The sequence below is a fragment of the Nocardia crassostreae genome (genome assembly GCF_001613405.1).
Taxonomy (GTDB): Bacteria; Actinomycetota; Actinomycetes; order Mycobacteriales; family Mycobacteriaceae; genus Nocardia; species Nocardia crassostreae.
This window is the reverse complement of sequence record NZ_BDCH01000040.1, coordinates 139,871-157,779: the sequence shown is the minus strand read 5'-3', so window position 1 is coordinate 157,779 and position 17,909 is coordinate 139,871. Positions and strand designations below refer to the sequence as shown.

Below are 17,909 nucleotides of genomic sequence, written 5' to 3'. Positions count from 1 at the left end.
GCTCCGCCGGATCCACTCTGGCGTGACGCCGCACGAGACCGTCACGAAAGGGCGTACGTGGTAGCCACGAATACCCGAGAGACCGCCGACTCGGCCGAAGCCGCCGATTCAGCAGACACCACCGCAGCACGGCCGGTCAAGAAGGCTGCCGCCAAGAAGGCCCCGGCCAAGAAGGTTGCGGCGAAGAAGGCCGCTGCCAAGAAGGCGCCCGCCAAGGCGGCCAAGGCCACCAAGGCGGCTGCCAAGAAGGCCAGCCCCAAGAAGGCCGACGGCAGCCCCGAGGGCGACGTCGAGGAGATCGGCGACGACGAGTCGCTGGAACTCGACGATCTCGGTGATATCGACGTCGACGATGTCGAGATCGGCGAGGACGACGAGGAGGAAGAGGCCGGGGAGGTCGAGGCGGAAGCCGAGACCGAAGAGGCCGAGGAACCCTCCGAGAAGGACAAGGCCTCCGGCGACTTCGTCTGGGACGAAGAGGAATCCGAGGCGCTGCGGCAGGCCCGCAAGGACGCCGAGCTGACCGCTTCGGCCGACTCGGTGCGCGCCTACCTCAAGCAGATCGGTAAGGTCGCGCTGCTCAATGCCGAGGAGGAGGTCGAGCTCGCCAAGCGGATCGAGGCCGGTCTCTACTCCACGGAGAAGATGCGCAAGCTCACCGAGAAGGGTGAGAAGCTGCCGGTGCAGCTGCGCCGTGATCTGAACTGGATCATGCGCGACGGCAACCGCGCCAAGAACCACCTGCTCGAGGCCAACCTCCGCCTGGTCGTCTCGCTCGCCAAGCGCTACACCGGCCGCGGTATGGCGTTCCTGGACCTCATCCAGGAAGGCAACCTGGGTCTGATCCGCGCGGTCGAGAAGTTCGACTACACCAAGGGCTACAAGTTCTCGACCTACGCCACGTGGTGGATCCGCCAGGCCATCACCCGCGCCATGGCCGACCAGGCCCGCACCATCCGCATCCCGGTGCACATGGTCGAGGTCATCAACAAGCTCGGCCGCATCCAGCGCGAACTCCTCCAGGACCTGGGCCGCGAGCCCACCCCCGAAGAGCTCGCCAAGGAAATGGACATCACGCCGGAGAAGGTGCTGGAAATCCAGCAGTACGCCCGTGAGCCCATCTCCCTGGACCAGACCATCGGCGACGAAGGCGACAGCCAACTCGGCGACTTCATCGAAGACTCCGAAGCAGTAGTCGCCGTCGACGCGGTCAGCTTCACGCTGCTGCAAGACCAGTTGCAGTCCGTCCTCGAAACGCTCTCCGAGCGCGAAGCAGGCGTAGTCCGCCTCCGCTTCGGCCTCACCGACGGCCAGCCCCGCACCCTGGACGAAATCGGCCAGCTCTACGGCGTAACCCGCGAACGCATCCGCCAGATCGAGTCCAAGACCATGAGCAAGCTCCGCCACCCGAGCCGCTCCCAGGTCCTGCGCGACTACCTGGACTGAGTTCGACTCTTGATTGGGCCGCCGAGCTACTGCTCGGCGGCCCAATCCTCGTTTTCGGCCCTCTTGGATTCAGCGGGGAAGCCTGCCCCATCGCGGGACACGGTGTCGGTAAGCGTCATAATCCGAACCCCACCGCTTGTGCAAAGCCCGTTCCTCCCAGCGCACGAGACCGTTCACGAAGGCAGTCCATGCCGCCAGGCCGCCAGCCACCGGCAGGCTCCCGAACAGTGCGGCCCAGCCACCCCAGAGCGTGAGCTGGCCGACGTACATGGGGTTGCGCGAGAACCGATATGGGCCAGCCTTGTTCAGATAGTCGGGCGTCAGCGCGATCTGCCATCCAGACCGAACCCGGAGATGGCTCGCCACGGTCCAGACGTAAATACCCACCCCGGCACCCAGGACCGGCGTGCCTACGACGAGATTCACCAACCCTGGTCGGCCCTGGGACCATCCGTGGCGCTCACCGAGGCTCGACACCGCGATGGGGAAGGCCACGAAGGCGATGGAGTGCCCCACGGCCATCAAGGCAAGGGCGGGGATCGGAGGAAGCGTTCCGCGCACGAGATCCAGCCTAGTTCCGTTCCACCGCCCGGGTCGGAACTCACCCGAACCCGAGCCGCAGAGCACCTACTCGGCGAACTGATCTCGTTCTCTTACAACAATATTCGCCGTCAACCCGATGGCGCAGTACCATTCGGACAGCACGACATGGGGCAGAGTAGTAGTGCGTTTGCAGCATCATGCGTCAGCTAGCCAGTTGGGGGGCTGCTCACCCTTGGCGTCACGATCCAGCGGCTTGTCACGCAGTCGCGTGACGGTGGCGTGCGGGCTACCCCGTGAGGTGAAAGACTTCCGCGGTGAATAAGCAGGGAGTTCGGTCTCGCGCTGAGCGGTTGAGCGGATACCGCCGTGTTCTGGCCATGGCGGGCCTCATCCACAATCGCTGCGCGACAACCCATCACCGCGGCGTTGATGTGCTGAACGCCACCGGCGTGCGCACGATCGATGCCCGCATCGTCGACGACGGCGACCTGGTGACCGCGGGCGGCGTGACCTCCGGACTGGACCTGGGCGTGTACCTGATGGAACGCGAGTTCGGCGCCCAGGCGGCGCTTTCGGTGGAAAAGCTCTTCGAATTCGAACGCCGTGGCACCGTCTGGCGCACAATCGGCGCATAGCCGGAAGTCAGCGCTCGACCAAGCACTCCCGCGTTCGGCGCAGCGCTGGTGCGCCGGTGTTGCTACCCGACCGAGAGATCCGGATGGTGCCGCCGCATCGCCGCGGCGACTTCGGTCAGCGGCGCCGTCAGGGTCAGGGCGGGAATCGTGACGGGGCTGTAGCCCCTGCGTCGCATGGCTCGGCCCAGTTGCTGGACGTGCCACGGTGCGCGTTCCAGCGACGCTTCCGGATGCCAGAGCAGGACTTCGAGGAGGTGCAGCGGGCCCATCTTCCGGAACCTGATCCGGGTGACTTCCGCCCAGGCGTACGAGCCGGTTCGACGGTGCGTGAATCCAGAATCGGTGAGGGTCAGCTCAGGCAGGATGAACTCCTTCACCAGGGGTATCAGACCGAGCACGAGCACCAATGTCGACAGTAAGGCGTTGGTGAGGACCTCCTCCGTTGCGGGTTCATCGCTCAGCAGCGGCACTGTGCCGGGAACGACGAATACGGTGATTCCCAGCATGATCAGCAGCGCCGGAAGCTTCGACGACCGATACACGGTGGTGTTGCCACGGTTTCTCGCGGCCACGATGAGACCCCCTCTTCGCACGGTGTTCGCCCGGCCGCGGTTCTCCCCATCCCGCGCGGCCGTTCGACATCGATTGTGCCAGCCCGCCCGGATCACCTGGTGTTCGTCGTGACGGATTCGGCTCCGTCCGAAGAAGCGCCGTTGGAGTGCGAGGTCTCGTGTGGCACCGTGAAAGTCGCCAGGACGGTCAGGAAGGCGATGGCGAAGCAGGTGATCGTGTACCAGAGGCTGCCGACGGGGTCGCCATTGGCGGTGACGCCGTCCACCGCGTCGAAGAAGTCCGGTAGGGCGGTGAGCCAGAGCGCCGCGAAGACCGCAAGATAGAAGAGCGCGTACCACTGCACCAGGCGATTTCGGTATCCGGGCGCCGGGGCCGCGCCGGTGCGCAGCGCGTACCACTGCCGGACCAGCAGGGCCACCGACACCGCGGAGAGCACGAGAAGCTCTGCGGCGTAGAGGAATCCGCGCACTGTATCGCTGCCCATGCCGAATACCGTCGCGGGGAGCGGGAGCGCGAAGGTGCCGACCGAGGCCAGCAGGCCGATCACCACTGTGCGCCAGATCAATTGGGGGCCGGTGAAATGCTGGCCGGAATCGGCGTGGCGGCCGACGAAGAATTGCACGCACCAGGCCAGGGACATCGGCCACAGTGCGGCGAAGACGACCACGCTGGGCAGCGGGACCGAATCGAACATGGGCTGATTGAGCGGGTTGTCGACCGACCATTCCCACCAGCGCAGTTGCGGGCCGATGTGGTCGAAGATCTCGTAGAAGGCGTGGTGGACGAAGCCGACGCAGGCCGCGCCGAGGAAGACGCCGTAGCGGCGGAAAACGCCCAGCATGCGCACGATTTCGAAGGCGATGGTGGCCATGAGCGGATAGATGGCGATGATGTAGAGCGGCAACCTGCCCCACAGGAAGTCCACTGTGAACACGTTGTGCGCGAACATCGTATCGACGTGCTCGGCAATGCCGAACGCGGACGGGAAGTGCAGCGGCGGCTCGATGACGAACAGGTAGGCGGTCGCGCCGAACCAGAGCACCAGGTTGGTGGGGTCGCCGTGCCTGCGCAGCCGCACGATCGCATAGATCAGCGCGAGCACGGAACCGAGCACGATGGTCGCCTCGAGAACCGGCAGCGTCCAGTTCTCCAGTGCGGCCGGGCTGCGGAATTCGATGAGCCCACCGGCCTCGTCGCACGAAAAGCCCAGCCGCGTAGCGAGTTCGGAGAACGTGGTCGGACACAGGTCGGTCATCGATTCACCTCCAGCGCATCGGTGCGCTGTTCGGCGGTGTACCAGCGGGTGCAGTCGTAGCCCGCGTCGTAGCGCTCGAACCAACGATCGGCCAGTTCCGGCAACTTCTCGTGCGCCGGATCATGTTTGGGCATCTGGCTGCGAACGACGCCGCCGAGGGCGGTGAGCTGCGCCGCCGAGGGCGGTGAGCTGCGCCGCGCGCGGCAGCCCGTTGAATGCGCGCGGCATGGGGCCCTTGGTGAGGTACGGCGCGAAGAAGGTCAGCACCCGCTGCTTGGCGCGATGCCGGGCGAACATCGACAGCGAATCGACCTGCCGGTCCGCCAGCGGGACGTGTTGGTTGAACCCGGCGCAGCCGATCCGGATCACCTTCAGCACGTGCGCGAAGATCGACGGTGCCATCCGCATCCGGTAAAGCTCGTCGCCCACAACGGAATTGAACAGAATCATGGCGGAGCTGCGGTGCTCGACCTCCTCCACGAAGTGCCAGATGAACAGCGATGCGACCCGGTCGTCGCCGGGCCGGAACAGCGTCTCCTCGTTGTCGAGCATCAACTTGAACACCGGCGTGAAGGTCGCCTCCAGATCGGCGGTGTAGGCGAGCCGGTACTCGCGCGAGGTGGCCTCGGTGAGCAGATCGAACTCGCCGATCACCGCGTCGAGCGTGTTCTGCAACCCCGGATAGCGCTTGATCAATGCCTTGACGTGCTGGCGGTGCGCGGTCGAATGATGCCCCTCCTGCCGCATGAACGCGACGGCCTCCGCCGCCACATCCGGATCGGTGAACACCGGTTTCAACTGCATGATCAGCTTCACGATCATCTTCTCGAAGCCGACGGCCAGGAACGAGACCGCATTGGACATGCTCGACCAGGCGGGATTCTGCGGGTTCCACAGGAAGGGGACATCGGCGTCCTCGAATCCGAAGTCCATCTTTGGGGTTGCAAGTGGGTCACTGGGCGTACCTAGCCTCGGGAAATAGTCGATCGGACATCGCGCTCTGCCAGCGCGATGCGACAATCATACAAATATGCGTCGCAATGTATGATGACTTTGCCTAGATTCGCCACGCCGCACCGTTACGGCATGTGCTCTCTGATACTGTCCGCCAGGTGGCGCGCAGACGCGGATGGGGCGGGAGTCCGCCCGCGAATGATGAAGAGGCGCATCGCCGTATCGTCGCCACGGCCGTCGACCTCATCGACAGGACCGGCGCGGCCATCAGCATCGCCGATGTGGCCGAAGCTCTGGGCGTCATCCGCCAGACCGTCTACCGCTACATCCCCAGCGCGGAATCCCTGATGCAAGCGGCGGCCATCGCCTCGGTCGACGGCTTCCTCGATCGCCTCACCGCCCATGTGGCGGGCCTCGACGACCCCGCCGAAGCCATGACCGAAGGCGTCGTCTACACCCTCGCCGAAGTCCGCCGCACCCCCCACCTGGGCATCCTGCTCTCGAACTCCTATTCCAGCATCGACCCCGACAGCCTCACCTCCGAACAGGCCAAGGCCTTCGGCATGTCCATGCTCCACCGCTTCGACGTCGACTGGGCCCGCCACGGCTACACCGACGAGTCCCTCCTCGAACTGGTCGAATACGTCCTCCGCACCATGCACTCGTTCTTCGTCTCCCCCGGCAACCCACCCCGCACCGACCCCGAACTCCGCGACTACCTCCGCCGCTGGATGGGCGCCGCCATCACCGCCCAGAGCGAGTACGCCGAAAACCCTTGAACGCAACACCTCGCACGCCCGGGTGCGGAGTTCGCGCCGCACAGCATCGCGAGCCAGGCCGCGCGGGGGCGTTGGATCTGGATCGGGTTGGAAGGCAAGGAACCGATTTTCACGTCACCGGTGGCTACCCCGGCGATAGCTCCAATGTCCGCTTCTGCCGCGCCCCGGCCGTTTGGTCCGCCGCCGCAGACCCGTCGGCGACGGAATGGAGGATTCGCTGCTCCGACGTCTTCCGCTGGCTGATGCCGGAGCTCGCTCGCCAGCAGCCGCAAGCTCTGCGGTTCTTCCTCGGAAAGCGGTGCGGTGCTGGTTGTTCCTGCAGGTTCAAGGCGGTCAGTCGAGTGTGGCGATCCATTCTGTGACAACCTTGACGTAGAGTTCGGGTTCGGGGTCGTGCATGGTGTGGGGGGCGTCGAGTGGGGTGTAGGTGACCGGTTGGCCGGTGGTTTCCAAGAGGCGGCGGGCCTGCTGCGCCTGAATGTCGGTCATTGCGCCCATGAGTTGACCGGTGTCGGGGTCGGTCATGTGGAAATGGTGGGTGAGCAAGGCCGGGACCTTGTTCTGCGCCAGCATCGTGGCATGGTCGCACCCGGCGTTGGCGGCGTCGGTGACCCATGCCAGGGCCCATTCAGGGTCGTACTCCTTCAGATGCTGTACCGGAGTGGCCGACGCATTGCCGTTGCCGTCGCCCATCATGAATCCGATTCCAGGGTGCAGGAATTCGGGCAGCTCACCCGGTGCGGCCTCGATCATGCCAGTCCAGTCGCCGATCGACCATTGCGGGCCGAGCCACTTGGCCCACAACGCGAAGATCGGGCCCAGGGTCTGCGGCCATCCCAGGGCCGTAGGGCGGGGTCGCCTGTGAGGAGAACAGCGGCGGATCTTCCAGGATCGCGCCCCGGATCAGGCCGAGTTTGGCGTAGGCGGCCAGATAGGCGGCGATCACGCCGCCGGAAGAATTGCCCGACACCAAGGTCGGCTTGCCGATGACGAGGTCGATGAATCGTTCGACGTCGCCAGCCCAGATGTCGAGCGTGTAGCGGCCCGGCGTCCAGGTAGAGCGTCCTTGCCCCCGCAAGTCGATCGCGTAGACCCGGAACCGGTCGGTCAGCAACGCAATGGCGTTCTCGTATCCCCACCAGGATTCGCCCTGGGCGGGGATCAGCAGCAGCGGCGGCGCGGTGGGGTCCCCCTCGGCAACGTAATTCATGCGGATCTCGCCGAGATCGACAGTGTGCTCGTCGAACCTGTGCGCGACGAAGAGATCCGCGTGGTCGGCGGCTTCGATGATGCTCATGATCGTCGATCCTTTCCTGGGGTGAACGGACCGGCAGTTGAACAGCCCTTCACGCTAGCGGACTGGCTAACTGCTGGTGACCATCTGTATGAACCCACCGTAAGAACCAGCTAGGGCAGGTTTAGCCCTAGGCTCACATCGGGTTGTGTAGCGCTCGCCACAACCCAACACACGCTCATGGCTCCCCTTTAGGTCAAGCCCTGGAGGCGCTGGGGTTAGCCTTGAGAGCGGGTCCGGGATGTGGCTTGTCCGAAGGGCCGGTGTGCGGGTTGGAACCGGTCACGCTGGAGTCAGTAGTCGTTCCCGATTGCCCTCCCGGGCCTGCCAATTCGCGGCGCTGTTGATCGGCGAGCATCTGGGAGTAGAGGACGTTGGATAGTCGGCGTTTGAGTGCGCGCATCGCCTCCATCGAGGTCTTGCCGCCGGCTCTGCGGGTGTCGTAGTAGACGCGGCCGGCGGTCGGGTGCCGGAGTTGGACCACGGCCATGATGTGTAGGACTCGGTTGATCTTGCGATTCCCGGCGCGGGAGAGCCGGTGTCGTTGCTGGGCTCCGGAGGAGGCGTCCAGGGGTGCGCTGCCGTTCCAGGAGGCGAATCGGTCTCGGTTGCGGAAGCGGTGGATGTCTCCGGTGTCAGCTAAAAGTCTTGCGGCCGAGGATGGTCCGATGCCGTGGAGTTGCATCAGGGTGGATCCGCGGTCGACGACGAGCTGCCGCAACTCCTTGTCGGCGGCCTTGACCTTGCGGTCGAGGGCTTCGAGTTCCTCGATCAGCTCGACGATCAACCGATGTTGAACGCGGGCGACCGGATCGCGCGGTGTGATGGCGGCGATGAGCTCGCGGGCCTGAATCGCGGTGAGAAACCGTTTGGCTCCACCAGGAATCAGTTCGAGCAGTAGCCGGTGCAGGCGGTTGATGGTGTTGGTGCGGGCGCGGCCGAGTTGATCACGTCGGTCGGCGGGCACGCCGAGTGCGACGAGTTCGGGGTCGGCTTCGACGCGGCGCAAGTTCGGGGCATGCAAGGCTGCCAGCGCGACCGAGTGGGCGTCGACGGGATCGGTTTTGCGGCCGTTGCCGGTGGCGAAGACCCGGACTTGCGCCGACAGCTTGGACGGGACGTCGATGACGGTCTCGCCGTCGTGGACGAGTCGGTGCGCCAGGTGGCGGCCGACGCCATTGCAGCCCTCGATGGCCCACACTCTGTCAGTGAATTGTTGTCCAGCAGAGAACATTTCCGCGTATCCGGCCGTGTCGGTGCCGTAGCCGCCGGCGGCCAGGATCCGCGCCTGGGCGTCAATGGCTTCGATGGTGGCCGAGCGCTTGTGGGGATCCATTCCGATGATGACGGTCATCGCCGTCTCTCCCGTGGTCGCCGGACTGTGGTGTCCGCGCGGGAAGGCACCGCTAGTTCGAGCTGGGCAAACCCCTTTTTCAGCCATTCCCGGCGCGGTACCCGGTGGGAAGCAAGCCAATGAGAGAGCCACACCAATACCGACGGCGGGCAGCCGCATGAGGGGCACCCCGCCGGGCACCTGGATCGAATCCTGGCCGGGACTCGACCCTGACATCAATTCTCTAACTAGCCGCGAAGCGGGCAGCGCTGGACTGGTTCGGCGATACTGCCGCTCTGCTATCAGGGGTCATGGCCAACGGAGTTCGTCGGTAAGCCTTCGGGCCCGGTCGCAGTTCTGTGCGTCGGAAAGGGTTCTGACAGTGGGGACATCGACGTACACCACCTTGTTGCCGAAACGCACCAGCACACCGTGGGCGGGGTCGTGCTTATCCTTGGTGACAGTGCAGAACGCTTCGTCGCCGTGACGGATGTCGTTCAGGAAGAAGGCCCGCAGTGTTCGCGTGTCCTCGGGGTCGCGGGTGAGGGCTTTCTCCCGCTCGCGCTGAAAGAAAGCTGCCGCATCGCTGCCGGTCCGCGTCCTCGCGTACACCGTGCCGCTGCCCATGCGTTGGCCGTCCGTCCATGCGCTGACATACCGAGCGCACATGTCGCCCTCCGCCAGCACATTGCTCGCCAGACCCGGGGCCGGAGCACCGGAAGGCGGAGGCGTGTAAGCGAACCCGTTGACCTTCGCTCCTGCGTGGAACACCCGGACGACGTCCTTGTTCGACAGCTTCTTGCACCCATCGCTGAACTCGGCGAGCAGGGGGATGGCATACACGGTAGCGACTATCGCCCCCGCCATCGCGACCGCCGCTACCAGCATCGCTGCGCACAGCATGACGAGTTTGCGGAACACGCCGGTGGCAACGACCTTGCGACCGGCACGTTCTGAATCCGCCGCTCTCACCCTACGGTTCCTCCTTGCTCGGCTCGGACGAGACAGCGCGCTAGCAATAGCCGAGCCACCACCAACCGCCTGCCAGCTCCATCGTGGGGCAGATACGTGCGCCCCACCCGTCGTACGGTCCAGGCTCGGGCGTTCCCACGAAATGCCCGTAACCGAGCGCATCGTCGGGGATCCCGATGTAGTCGGGTACGAACCGCACCGGCTGCCCACCACTGGTGCCGATCACTGCCACTTTGCAGTTCGCCGAAACGAAACACAGGTGCCGAGGCAACTCGACACCGTAGTAATCGATTGCGCGAAGCTCCGGCAGCTCCATCGCCGCGACAGCGGCGAACGCCGGTCGCTCGACCCAAAACCTGGTCCACGCACTAGCTTTCGGATTCAAAGTGAGAAGAACCGACCCGCCGACCCCGACCGCAGTGAGTACCGCGGTCGCCACCAGAGGCCACCGTCGCGTGTCACGGCTAGCCAGAAACAGCGCCAACGCGAAGCAGGCCAAGACAATCACGAACACTGCCAGCAGCAACGGTAGGGCGAAAATCCAGAACTCGGTGAATACCCAACCGCTGTGCAGCGTCACGCCGAGCGCAATCATCGCAATGACCAAGGCGCACAAGGGTATAACGGAGGATCGAAGAGCGTCGACCACGAGCAAAGCGAGGGCATCCGGCGGGGTGTTCGGATTACGCGCAGCCCATAACCGAACCGGTCGGACCGAATCGACAGCAAGTTGACGTAGCCTACCCGGCGTGGTCTCGGGGTCCCGGGTTTCCAGCAGCATCGAACCGCCGCAGACCGCGGCGACGGTGGAATCGGGGCGGTCGAAGGCTTGTTTCAGCAGGCCCGGTAGCGGGGTCTCGAGACAGCGGGCCAGGATTGCCGGAATGCTGGCTTCACCCGGCTAGGTGCCCGGCTCGGGAATGTCGCCCGCGGCGCCGGGGACGACGACGATGTCGGCCCGCTGCGGGTCGAGAACCGTGGTAGCGCGCAGGCTCAATGTGCCAGCCCCGCCGGGAACTTCGCGCGCGCCCTCGGCGGAGACGAGTTCGACGTCCAACTGGCCACCGGTGAGCATCGCGCCAGCGCTGAACACGTCGTAGGGCCCGACCACATCCATCGGGCCGAATCCGTCGAACAACACAATCTGAACAAGCATGCGAGGTCTCCTTCTGATCCGGTCGCCCTCGACGCTAGGCATGCGAACCGCACCGGAGAAGTGGCGAGATTGCCAGGTACCAACGGATTCTCGCCAGCCGATATCTATCCTGATGCCATGCATACGGTGGCGGTGCTCGCCCTGAACGGGGTGATCCCTTTCGATCTGGCCACTCCGATCGAGGTATTCACCCGCGCCCGGCTACCCGACGGCAATCCCTCCTACCGGGTCCGCGTCTGCGCACCCACGCCACGGGTCGACGCCGGACAGTTCACCCTGCACGCGCCATGGAACCTCAACGACCTGTCAGAGGCCGACACCATCGTCGTTCCCGGCTGCGCCGACCCCACCGCCCCTGTCCCCCCGCGTGTACTCGACGCGCTGCGCACCGCCGCGGCCGACGGCACCCGAATCGCCTCGATCTGCGTGGGCGCCTTCACTCTCGCCGCGACCGGCCTCCTCGACGGCCACCGCGCGACCACCCACTGGCTGGCCGCCGCCACCCTCGCCGACCTGTATCCCGCCGTCGAAGTCGACCCGGACGTCCTCTACATCGACAACGGCCACGTCCTCACCTCGGCGGGCGCCGCCGCCGGTCTGGACCTCTGCCTGCATCTGGTCCGCCGAGACCACGGCTCGGCGGTCGCCGCCGACGCCGCCCGCCTGGCTGTCATGCCCCTCGAACGTGAAGGCGGCCAAGCCCAATTCATCATCCACGATCGCCCGCCGACCCCGCGCGGCTCGACCTTCGACCCCCTCCTGCGCTGGATCGAGGACAACTGCGCCACCCCGCTGACCCTCACCGATATCGCCGCCCACGCGGGCGCCAGCCCCCGCACCCTCAACCGCCAGTTCCGCGAGCAAACCGGAACCACTCCCGTGCAATGGCTCCTCCGCGCCCGCATCCGCCGGGCTCAGCACCTCCTCGAAGCCACCGACTACCCCGTCGAAAGAATCGCCGCCCAAGCAGGTTTCGGCTCCCCCACCGCCTTCCGCGACCGCTTCAAACGCATTGTCGGCACCACACCCCACGCCTACCGCGCCACCTTCGGCAAGCCCGCCCGCGTTTAGCGTCGCTTGACGCTGCATTGCCGAAACAGCGCTTGTCGGAGGGCTTTTCGGCCAGCAATTCTTAGGCGACCATTTCATCCAGCTCGAAGGGCCGCCATGCGCAAACTCATCGAATCCACCTTCGTCACCACCGACGGCGTCGTCGGCGAACCCCACAAATGGGGCGGCCCCTACTGGGACGACGAGCACACCGCCTACGCTTCCGACCTGCTCTTCGCCTCCGACGCCCTCCTGCTGGGCCGCGAAACCTACACCGGCTTCGCCGAAGTCTGGCCCACCCGCCCCGCCGACGACCCCTACACCGCCCACATCAACGCCATCCCCAAATACGTCGCATCCCGCACCCTCACCCCACAAGACGCCACCTGGAACGCCACTATCCTCCAAGGCGACGTGGTAGAAGCCGTCCGCACCCTGAAAGCCGAAACCGGCGGCAAAATCCTCAAATTCGGCACCGGCGCCCTCTCCCACACCCTCCTGAAAGCCGAACTCGTCGACGAATAGCACTTCTGGATCTTCCCCACCCTCGCAGGCACCGGCGACCGCCTCTTCGACGGCTACCCGACCCTCACCCACCTCACCCTGCTCGGCACCACCACCTTCAAATCCGGCATCGTCGTCCACCGCCTCGTCCCGAACTGACCGGCGCTGTTCGACGGCCCTGGGTCAGGTCTCGGTGACGGCGAGGCGGAGGCCCAGGGCTATCAGGACGGTGCCGGTGGTGCGTTCGAGCCAGTGGCGGACTCGGGTGCGGGAGAAGAAGGCTCGGGCGCGGCCTACGAAGGTGGCTACCAGGAGGAACCAGGTTGCGTCGATGAGGAGTTGGAGGAGTCCCAGGGCGAGGGTGGTCGGGATGATGTTCGCCTCGGGGGCGACGAATTGGGGGTAGAAGGCGAAGGCGAAGACTGCGACCTTCGGGTTGGTGAGGTTGGTCAGGAGGCCGATGGAGAAGGCGCGCCAGGTGCGGGCCCGGGCGGCGTGCTCGTCCACGGGGATGTCCTCGGGTGGGCGGCGGGCGGCGCGCCACGCCTGGACGCCCAACCAGATGAGGACTGCCGCGCCGAGGACGCGGATGACGGTGTAGGCGATGTCGCTGGCCGCTACCAGGGCGGACAGGCCGAAGACGGAGGCGGCTATCCAGAGGTAGAGGCCCAGCTGCATGCCCGCGATGATGGGGAGGGCGGCTCGGGTGCCGCCGAGGGCGCTGCGGCGGATCACCAGGGCGGTGGTGGGGCCGGGCACCATGGCGGCGAGGGTTACGGCGATGAGGAAGCCGCCGAGCATCGACCAGGTCATTGTTCGAACATCACACGGGAATTCGGTGGTGCGGGAGGATTCGCTCGCTACCGAAAGTAGGGGGCGGGCTGCACCCAGTTGAAGCCTCGGGACACGACGGGGTAGCGGTCGAGGTCGACGAGGTCCAGTTGGATGCGGACGGGGCGGCCGGACAGTGTGCCCGTGAGGATCAGTTGATCCGGTTGCGGCTGTTCGTAGCCGAAGACCGCGAAGGGGTACTGGTGTGCCAGGTCTTTCGACAGGGTGATCGTGTGGCGGTCGGTGTCGATGCGGGCGGGGAAGGACTGGAGAGAGTCGTTCATGCGCTGGACGGTGATGCCGATCGGGATGTCGAAAATGATGCGGCGGAAACGGTCGGCGGGGGTGAATATTTGGGTGTTCGACGCGTCCGAGTAGTCGATCAGAGGCGGGAGCTGCTGGTCGGCCACGGTGTATTCAGTGACATTCCAGATGCCGTACAACGGCGATTGCGGGCGGGCGGTGCCGTGGGTGCGCCAGGCGTCGTGGCATTCGACGACGGTGGTGAACAGCAGCCAGATGCCGAAGAGGACCTGGCCTGCCAACAGGATTCGGTTGCCACGGGTTGTGGCGAGCACGAGGTCGGGCAGCCGGGGCGGGAGAGCCCGGCCGATGAGCGCCAGCACGATTCGGCGAATATCGGGAGCGGCCAGCACCAGCGCGTAGACGAGCAGCTGGAAGGAGAAGATCTTCACCGGGACGTCGAAGGTGAGGTTCAGCACGAAGACCTGCAAGGCCACGATGGCGGCGAGGTTCGAGCCCAGCCCGGCGGTGACCGGTAGCACCAGCAGCAGGGCCGCGGTGACTTCGGCCGCGCCCAAAGCGATCTCGTACGGCTCCGACACCGAGGTCTGCGCCCACAGCACCGACATCGGGCTCATCTCACCGAAGGGCTGCACCAGCCGATCCAGATTGAACGACATCTGCGACGGCAGCATTTTCATCATCCCGTACAGCAGCAGGGCGCTGATCAGGTTGGCGCGCAACAGCAGCCGGAACCAGGCGTACAGCCGCACATACTCGAGACGGCGTCGATCCAGCACCGACCAGACGACCGTGGCCAGCACGGCGGCGAACAGCAGGGTGAACAGCGAAACCCAGTGCGTCGCAGTATCACCGATGCCGGTCGGGGTGTAATCGACTCGCACGTCGAAGATATGGAGACCGATCCAATCGGTGAGCGGATGCAGCGAGGCCCACTCACCCACCCGCGTCACCGTCTGCTGCGACACGCCGAACGAGCGCAGCAGCGCATGCGCCAGCCACACCCCGGCCATGCCGACACCCACGAAGACGAATCCGAAGCGGAACAAGACGCGCACCAGCGGATGCCAGCTTCCGTCCTGTTCCGGCCCGATTTCCGGGCGCACCGCCTCGGCCGTCGACAACGCAACCACGTTCGTTCCTCCCACCACCAATTGCTTTGCGGGCGGAACGTTATGGGAGCGAGCAAACCGCGCGTATCCACCAAAACCGTTGCCCCGACCGTTCCTGCCCCGAGAACTGCGGGAATCGGCCGCCGCCGCGATCGCTCCATATTTGCCGATATTGATCGACCGAATCGCCGCGCGCACAACAGGTTTCGGGCGTACGCTACGCACACCCGCTACCTGCTAGGACGTCCGAAAACTTCATACGGAATCTTTTCGAGGAAAACAATCCTCTTAATTTCCCAATCGAGCGATCCGGCTGTAGTGTGCGCACGTCGCGGTGCGCGATAGCGAAAAACCTGTTCTGGCAATGGAGTTCGTGTGCTGGAAATTCACCACTTCAGCTACGGGTGGTTGACACCCGTACTGGCGTACATCATGTCCGTCACCGGATCCCTACTCGGACTGCGCTGCACGGCGCGCGCCCGGGTGGGCTACGGCCGCAAGGGCTGGCTCATCGCCGCGGCGATCGCCATCGGCGGAACGGGCATCTGGGTGATGCATTTCATTGCCATGCTGGGATTCGCGATTCGCGGCGCCAATATTCGATACAATATCCCGATCACCCTGCTCTCGGCGGTAATCGCCATCGGCGTGGTGTGGGTCGGATTGTCCATCGTGGCGAGTGCGCGCTGGCGCGGCTGGGAGCTGATCGCGGGCGGCGCGGTCACCGGACTCGGCGTGGGCGCCATGCACTACTCGGGCATGTACGCCATGAAGACCGATGCGGTCGTGCACTACAACGCGGGCATTGTGGCGGTATCGCTGCTGATCGCGGTGGTGGCGGCGACCGTGGCGCTGTGGTTCACCCTGCACATCAATGGGATTCTCGCCACCATCGGGGCGGCCCTGATCATGGGTGTGGCGGTGTGCGGCATGCATTACACCGGAATGGCGTCCATGAGCGCGCACGAGGCCGATCACGCGGTGGATATGCCCGCGGGCGCGGGTGCGATGCAGTTGCTCGCGCCGCTCATGATCAGCGTCAGCATGGTGACCATGGTGTTGCTCATTCACGTCGGCCTGACCGAGGTCGATGAGGCCAGCCGCATGGCCGAGGTGCTCGATTCGCCGAAGCGGTCGCAGCAGCCCGAGCATGCGGCGTGGTCGTTGCAGGCGAATCCGCTGGAACGGCAGGCGAATCCGGGCATGGATGCGATGGTTCGAGAGCCGGGGCAGCACGGCTACGGTGCGCCGCAGCACGATTCCGGTCCGACTTACGGCAGTGTCGGCGCGCGGCGGTATGTCGCCGAGGCCGCGCGGGCCCGGTACCGGGCGGCGGCACACGAATCGGCCCCGCCGCCTACGGGTTTCGGAAACCAGCCGCACCAGCCCGCTCCGGCGGCGCAGGCGCCGGGCTTCCCGCCGCTACCGCCGGGCTTTCCGCAGACCGGTCTGAGCACGCCCCGGGTGAACATCGGCGTTCCGCGCCACAATAGGCGCTCTTCCTGAGATTCCCATTTCGGTAACTGAGAACACGGACCGGTTGGTCGACTCTCGGGCATATCGGTAGCAAACTAGCTGCCGTGGAGCCCCACCAGTTGGAACTCATCTTCCTGGTCCTCTTCGCGACCATCCTCGCCCAGCCGCTCGGTCAGCGGCTGGGCCAGGCCCCGGCGGTGCTCATGACCGCCTTCGGCGTGGTCCTGGCGCTGATCCCGCAGGTCCCGGCAATCCAGATCGATCCCCATGTGATCCTCCCGCTGGTGCTGCCGCCCCTGCTCTACGCGGCGGCGCGGCGAACCTCCTGGCGGCAGTTCGCCGATAACTGGGGGGCCATCAGCCTGCGCGCCGTGGTCCTGGTCGTGGTCACCACGATCGCCGTGGCCTGGGCCTTTCACCCCTGGTATCCGGCGATTCCGATTGGAGCGGCCCTGGCGCTGGGCGCGCTGGTGGCCCCGCCCGATCCGGTGGCAATCTCGGCGCTGGCGGGCAAGCTCGGACTCCCCCGCCGCCTGGTGTCGGTACTCGAGGGCGAGGGCCTGTTCAATGACCTGACGGCCATCGTCCTGTACTCGGTGGCCATCCAGGCCGTGGTCACCGGCAAGTTCTCCGGCTGGCATGCGGCGCGCGATTTCGCGGTGTCCGCGGTGGTGGGCGTGGTGGTCGGCCTGGCCGCCGGGTGGATCGGCAGCAAACTCATGCAGCAGCTCGACGAGGCCCCGTGGAAGGTGACGCTCGGACTGCTGCTTCCGTTCGCCGCGTACGGCGTCTCGGAGTCGCGGGGCGGATCGGCCGTGCTCGCCGTGCTGGTGTGTGCGATGTATCTCACCGATGCGGCAACCGATTTCGGCGACAGCGACTACCGCCTGGTCGGTGATTCCTTCTGGGAGATCACCGAGATGCTCGTCACCGGTTTCGCTTTCGGTCTCATCGGCCTGGAACTCAGCACCGTGCTGCAACAGGCCGGTCCCGACTGGCCGCGCTACCTCGGCGGGGCGGGCGTGGTGATCGCGGTCGTCGTGGGCCTGCGCCTGATCTGGCTGCTCGGCACCACCGCCCTGTTCCAGGCGTGGTGGCGGCGACGCGACAAGGACGAGCCCTACACCTGGCGCGAGACCCTGGTCACCTGGTGGGCCGGTATGCGCGGCGTCGCCACAGTGGCGCTGGCCCTGGCCATCCCGTTCACCACCGAGAGCGGCGAACCCTTCCCGGGCCGCACCGAAATCCTCTTCACCGCCTTCGCCGTGGTCCTGTTCACGCTGCTCCTGCAGGGCCCCACGCTGCCCGCCGTGGTGCGCGCCACCGGCGTGCACGCCGACACCGAACTCGAACGCGAGATGGAACGCAACCTCTGGAGCCGGGTGCTGCACGCCGAACTGGCTCGCCTGAAACAGATCTCGGCCGACGAGCAACTCCCCGACGAGGTCTACGAGCGCCTCCGCGACAATTTCGAACGCCGCCTGGCCCGCGTCGACCCCGAAGCCGCCGACAAGAACGCCAAGGAAAACACCGACCGCGCACTGGCTTTCACCAAGAAGATGCGCTCCATCACCAACGAGGTCCTGGAAGCCGGGCGCACCGAAGCCCTGGCCGCCCGCCGCGAACCCGGCATCCCACCCGATGTCGTCGACCGCGTCATGCGCCGCCTGGACCTGCGCAACAGCCCACCCATGTAGTGAAACCCGCTACGGCGGAGGGCTGTCAGCTCGAT

Annotated in this window: 18 protein-coding genes and 2 pseudogenes; 7 read left to right on the top strand and 13 right to left on the bottom strand. The window is 65.8% G+C overall.

The window, feature by feature from the left end:
- The first annotated feature begins 57 nt into the window (after window positions 1-57).
- A complete protein-coding gene (locus tag NC4_RS35530; protein WP_067547851.1) occupies window positions 58-1,446 on the top strand; it encodes an RNA polymerase sigma factor in 1,389 nt (462 codons plus the stop codon).
- 69 nt (window positions 1,447-1,515) lie between these two features.
- On the opposite strand, the gene NC4_RS35525 is transcribed toward NC4_RS35530, so the two are convergent.
- Window positions 1,516-2,007, bottom strand: coding sequence for a methyltransferase family protein (locus NC4_RS35525; protein WP_157555420.1), 492 nt, complete (start codon window positions 2,005-2,007; stop codon window positions 1,516-1,518).
- A gap of 359 nt (window positions 2,008-2,366) precedes the next feature.
- Here NC4_RS35525 and NC4_RS35520 point away from each other — a divergent pair, with 359 nt between their 5' ends.
- Window positions 2,367-2,624 carry a type 1 glutamine amidotransferase family protein gene (locus tag NC4_RS35520; RefSeq protein WP_084530091.1) on the top strand — a complete coding sequence of 86 codons (258 nt, stop codon included), beginning with the start codon at window positions 2,367-2,369 and terminating at the stop codon, window positions 2,622-2,624.
- A gap of 62 nt (window positions 2,625-2,686) precedes the next feature.
- On the opposite strand, the gene NC4_RS35515 is transcribed toward NC4_RS35520, so the two are convergent.
- The 3 genes and pseudogenes from NC4_RS35515 to NC4_RS35505 form a co-directional block, all read right to left on the bottom strand.
- Window positions 2,687-3,196 (bottom strand): hypothetical protein, encoded by a 510-nt coding sequence (locus tag NC4_RS35515; RefSeq protein WP_157555419.1) that lies wholly within the window; start codon window positions 3,194-3,196, stop codon window positions 2,687-2,689.
- 92 nt (window positions 3,197-3,288) lie between these two features.
- Window positions 3,289-4,452 carry a hypothetical protein gene (locus NC4_RS35510; protein ID WP_067547841.1) on the bottom strand — a complete coding sequence of 388 codons (1,164 nt, stop codon included), beginning with the start codon at window positions 4,450-4,452 and terminating at the stop codon, window positions 3,289-3,291.
- A pseudogene (locus tag NC4_RS35505) lies at window positions 4,449-5,385 on the bottom strand (metal-dependent hydrolase). Before NC4_RS35505 ends, NC4_RS35510 begins: the two are co-directional and overlap by 4 nt.
- 179 nt (window positions 5,386-5,564) lie before the next feature.
- On the opposite strand from NC4_RS35505, the gene NC4_RS35500 reads away from it, so the two are divergent.
- Window positions 5,565-6,185 carry a TetR/AcrR family transcriptional regulator gene (locus tag NC4_RS35500; RefSeq protein ID WP_067547837.1) on the top strand — a complete coding sequence of 207 codons (621 nt, stop codon included), beginning with the start codon at window positions 5,565-5,567 and terminating at the stop codon, window positions 6,183-6,185.
- Between the two features lie 333 nt (window positions 6,186-6,518).
- Here the strand turns inward: NC4_RS35500 and NC4_RS43665 are convergent, their stop codons facing one another.
- The 7 genes and pseudogenes from NC4_RS43665 to NC4_RS35475 form a co-directional block, all read right to left on the bottom strand.
- On the bottom strand, window positions 6,519-6,938 hold the full coding sequence (locus tag NC4_RS43665) for a hypothetical protein (RefSeq protein WP_245722145.1): 420 nt from the start codon (window positions 6,936-6,938) through the stop codon (window positions 6,519-6,521).
- Window positions 6,916-7,482: an alpha/beta fold hydrolase gene (locus NC4_RS43660; protein WP_245722144.1), complete on the bottom strand. Its 567-nt coding sequence runs from the start codon at window positions 7,480-7,482 to the stop codon at window positions 6,916-6,918. Before NC4_RS43660 ends, NC4_RS43665 begins: the two co-directional genes overlap by 23 nt.
- Before the next feature lie 193 nt (window positions 7,483-7,675).
- Window positions 7,676-8,992 carry an IS110 family RNA-guided transposase gene (locus tag NC4_RS35490; RefSeq protein WP_218021385.1) on the bottom strand — a complete coding sequence of 439 codons (1,317 nt, stop codon included), beginning with the start codon at window positions 8,990-8,992 and terminating at the stop codon, window positions 7,676-7,678.
- 129 nt (window positions 8,993-9,121) lie between these two features.
- Complete coding sequence (locus tag NC4_RS35485) at window positions 9,122-9,784, bottom strand: hypothetical protein (protein WP_157555418.1); 663 nt, start codon at window positions 9,782-9,784, stop codon at window positions 9,122-9,124.
- A gap of 40 nt (window positions 9,785-9,824) precedes the next feature.
- A complete protein-coding gene (locus tag NC4_RS35480) occupies window positions 9,825-10,391 on the bottom strand; it encodes a hypothetical protein (protein WP_245722143.1) in 567 nt (188 codons plus the stop codon).
- Window positions 10,392-10,427: 36 nt separating this feature from the next.
- A pseudogene (locus tag NC4_RS44945) lies at window positions 10,428-10,565 on the bottom strand (hypothetical protein); the annotation flags it as partial.
- Between the two features lie 120 nt (window positions 10,566-10,685).
- Window positions 10,686-10,940, bottom strand: coding sequence for a type 1 glutamine amidotransferase family protein (locus tag NC4_RS35475; RefSeq protein WP_067547826.1), 255 nt, complete (start codon window positions 10,938-10,940; stop codon window positions 10,686-10,688).
- Window positions 10,941-11,057: 117 nt separating this feature from the next.
- On the opposite strand from NC4_RS35475, the gene NC4_RS35470 reads away from it, so the two are divergent.
- Together NC4_RS35470 and NC4_RS35465 are read left to right on the top strand one after the other, a co-directional pair.
- Complete coding sequence (locus NC4_RS35470) at window positions 11,058-12,011, top strand: GlxA family transcriptional regulator (RefSeq protein ID WP_067547823.1); 954 nt, start codon at window positions 11,058-11,060, stop codon at window positions 12,009-12,011.
- 96 nt (window positions 12,012-12,107) lie between these two features.
- Complete coding sequence (locus tag NC4_RS35465; RefSeq protein WP_218021384.1) at window positions 12,108-12,515, top strand: dihydrofolate reductase family protein; 408 nt, start codon at window positions 12,108-12,110, stop codon at window positions 12,513-12,515.
- 162 nt (window positions 12,516-12,677) lie between these two features.
- Here NC4_RS35465 and NC4_RS35460 read toward each other — a convergent pair whose 3' ends face one another.
- On the bottom strand, window positions 12,678-13,307 hold the full coding sequence (locus tag NC4_RS35460; RefSeq protein ID WP_067547813.1) for a LysE family translocator: 630 nt from the start codon (window positions 13,305-13,307) through the stop codon (window positions 12,678-12,680).
- Between the two features lie 47 nt (window positions 13,308-13,354).
- Complete coding sequence (locus tag NC4_RS35455; RefSeq protein WP_157555416.1) at window positions 13,355-14,722, bottom strand: DoxX family protein; 1,368 nt, start codon at window positions 14,720-14,722, stop codon at window positions 13,355-13,357.
- A gap of 354 nt (window positions 14,723-15,076) precedes the next feature.
- Between NC4_RS35455 and NC4_RS44940 the strand changes: the two genes are divergently transcribed.
- Together NC4_RS44940 and NC4_RS35445 are read left to right on the top strand one after the other, a co-directional pair.
- The gene (locus NC4_RS44940) at window positions 15,077-16,207 is read left to right on the top strand and encodes an MHYT domain-containing protein (RefSeq protein WP_067547810.1); all 1,131 of its coding nucleotides are present in this window, start codon (window positions 15,077-15,079) and stop codon (window positions 16,205-16,207) included.
- A gap of 74 nt (window positions 16,208-16,281) precedes the next feature.
- A complete protein-coding gene (locus tag NC4_RS35445; RefSeq protein ID WP_067547807.1) occupies window positions 16,282-17,874 on the top strand; it encodes a Na+/H+ antiporter in 1,593 nt (530 codons plus the stop codon).
- The last annotated feature ends 35 nt before the right edge of the window (window positions 17,875-17,909 follow it).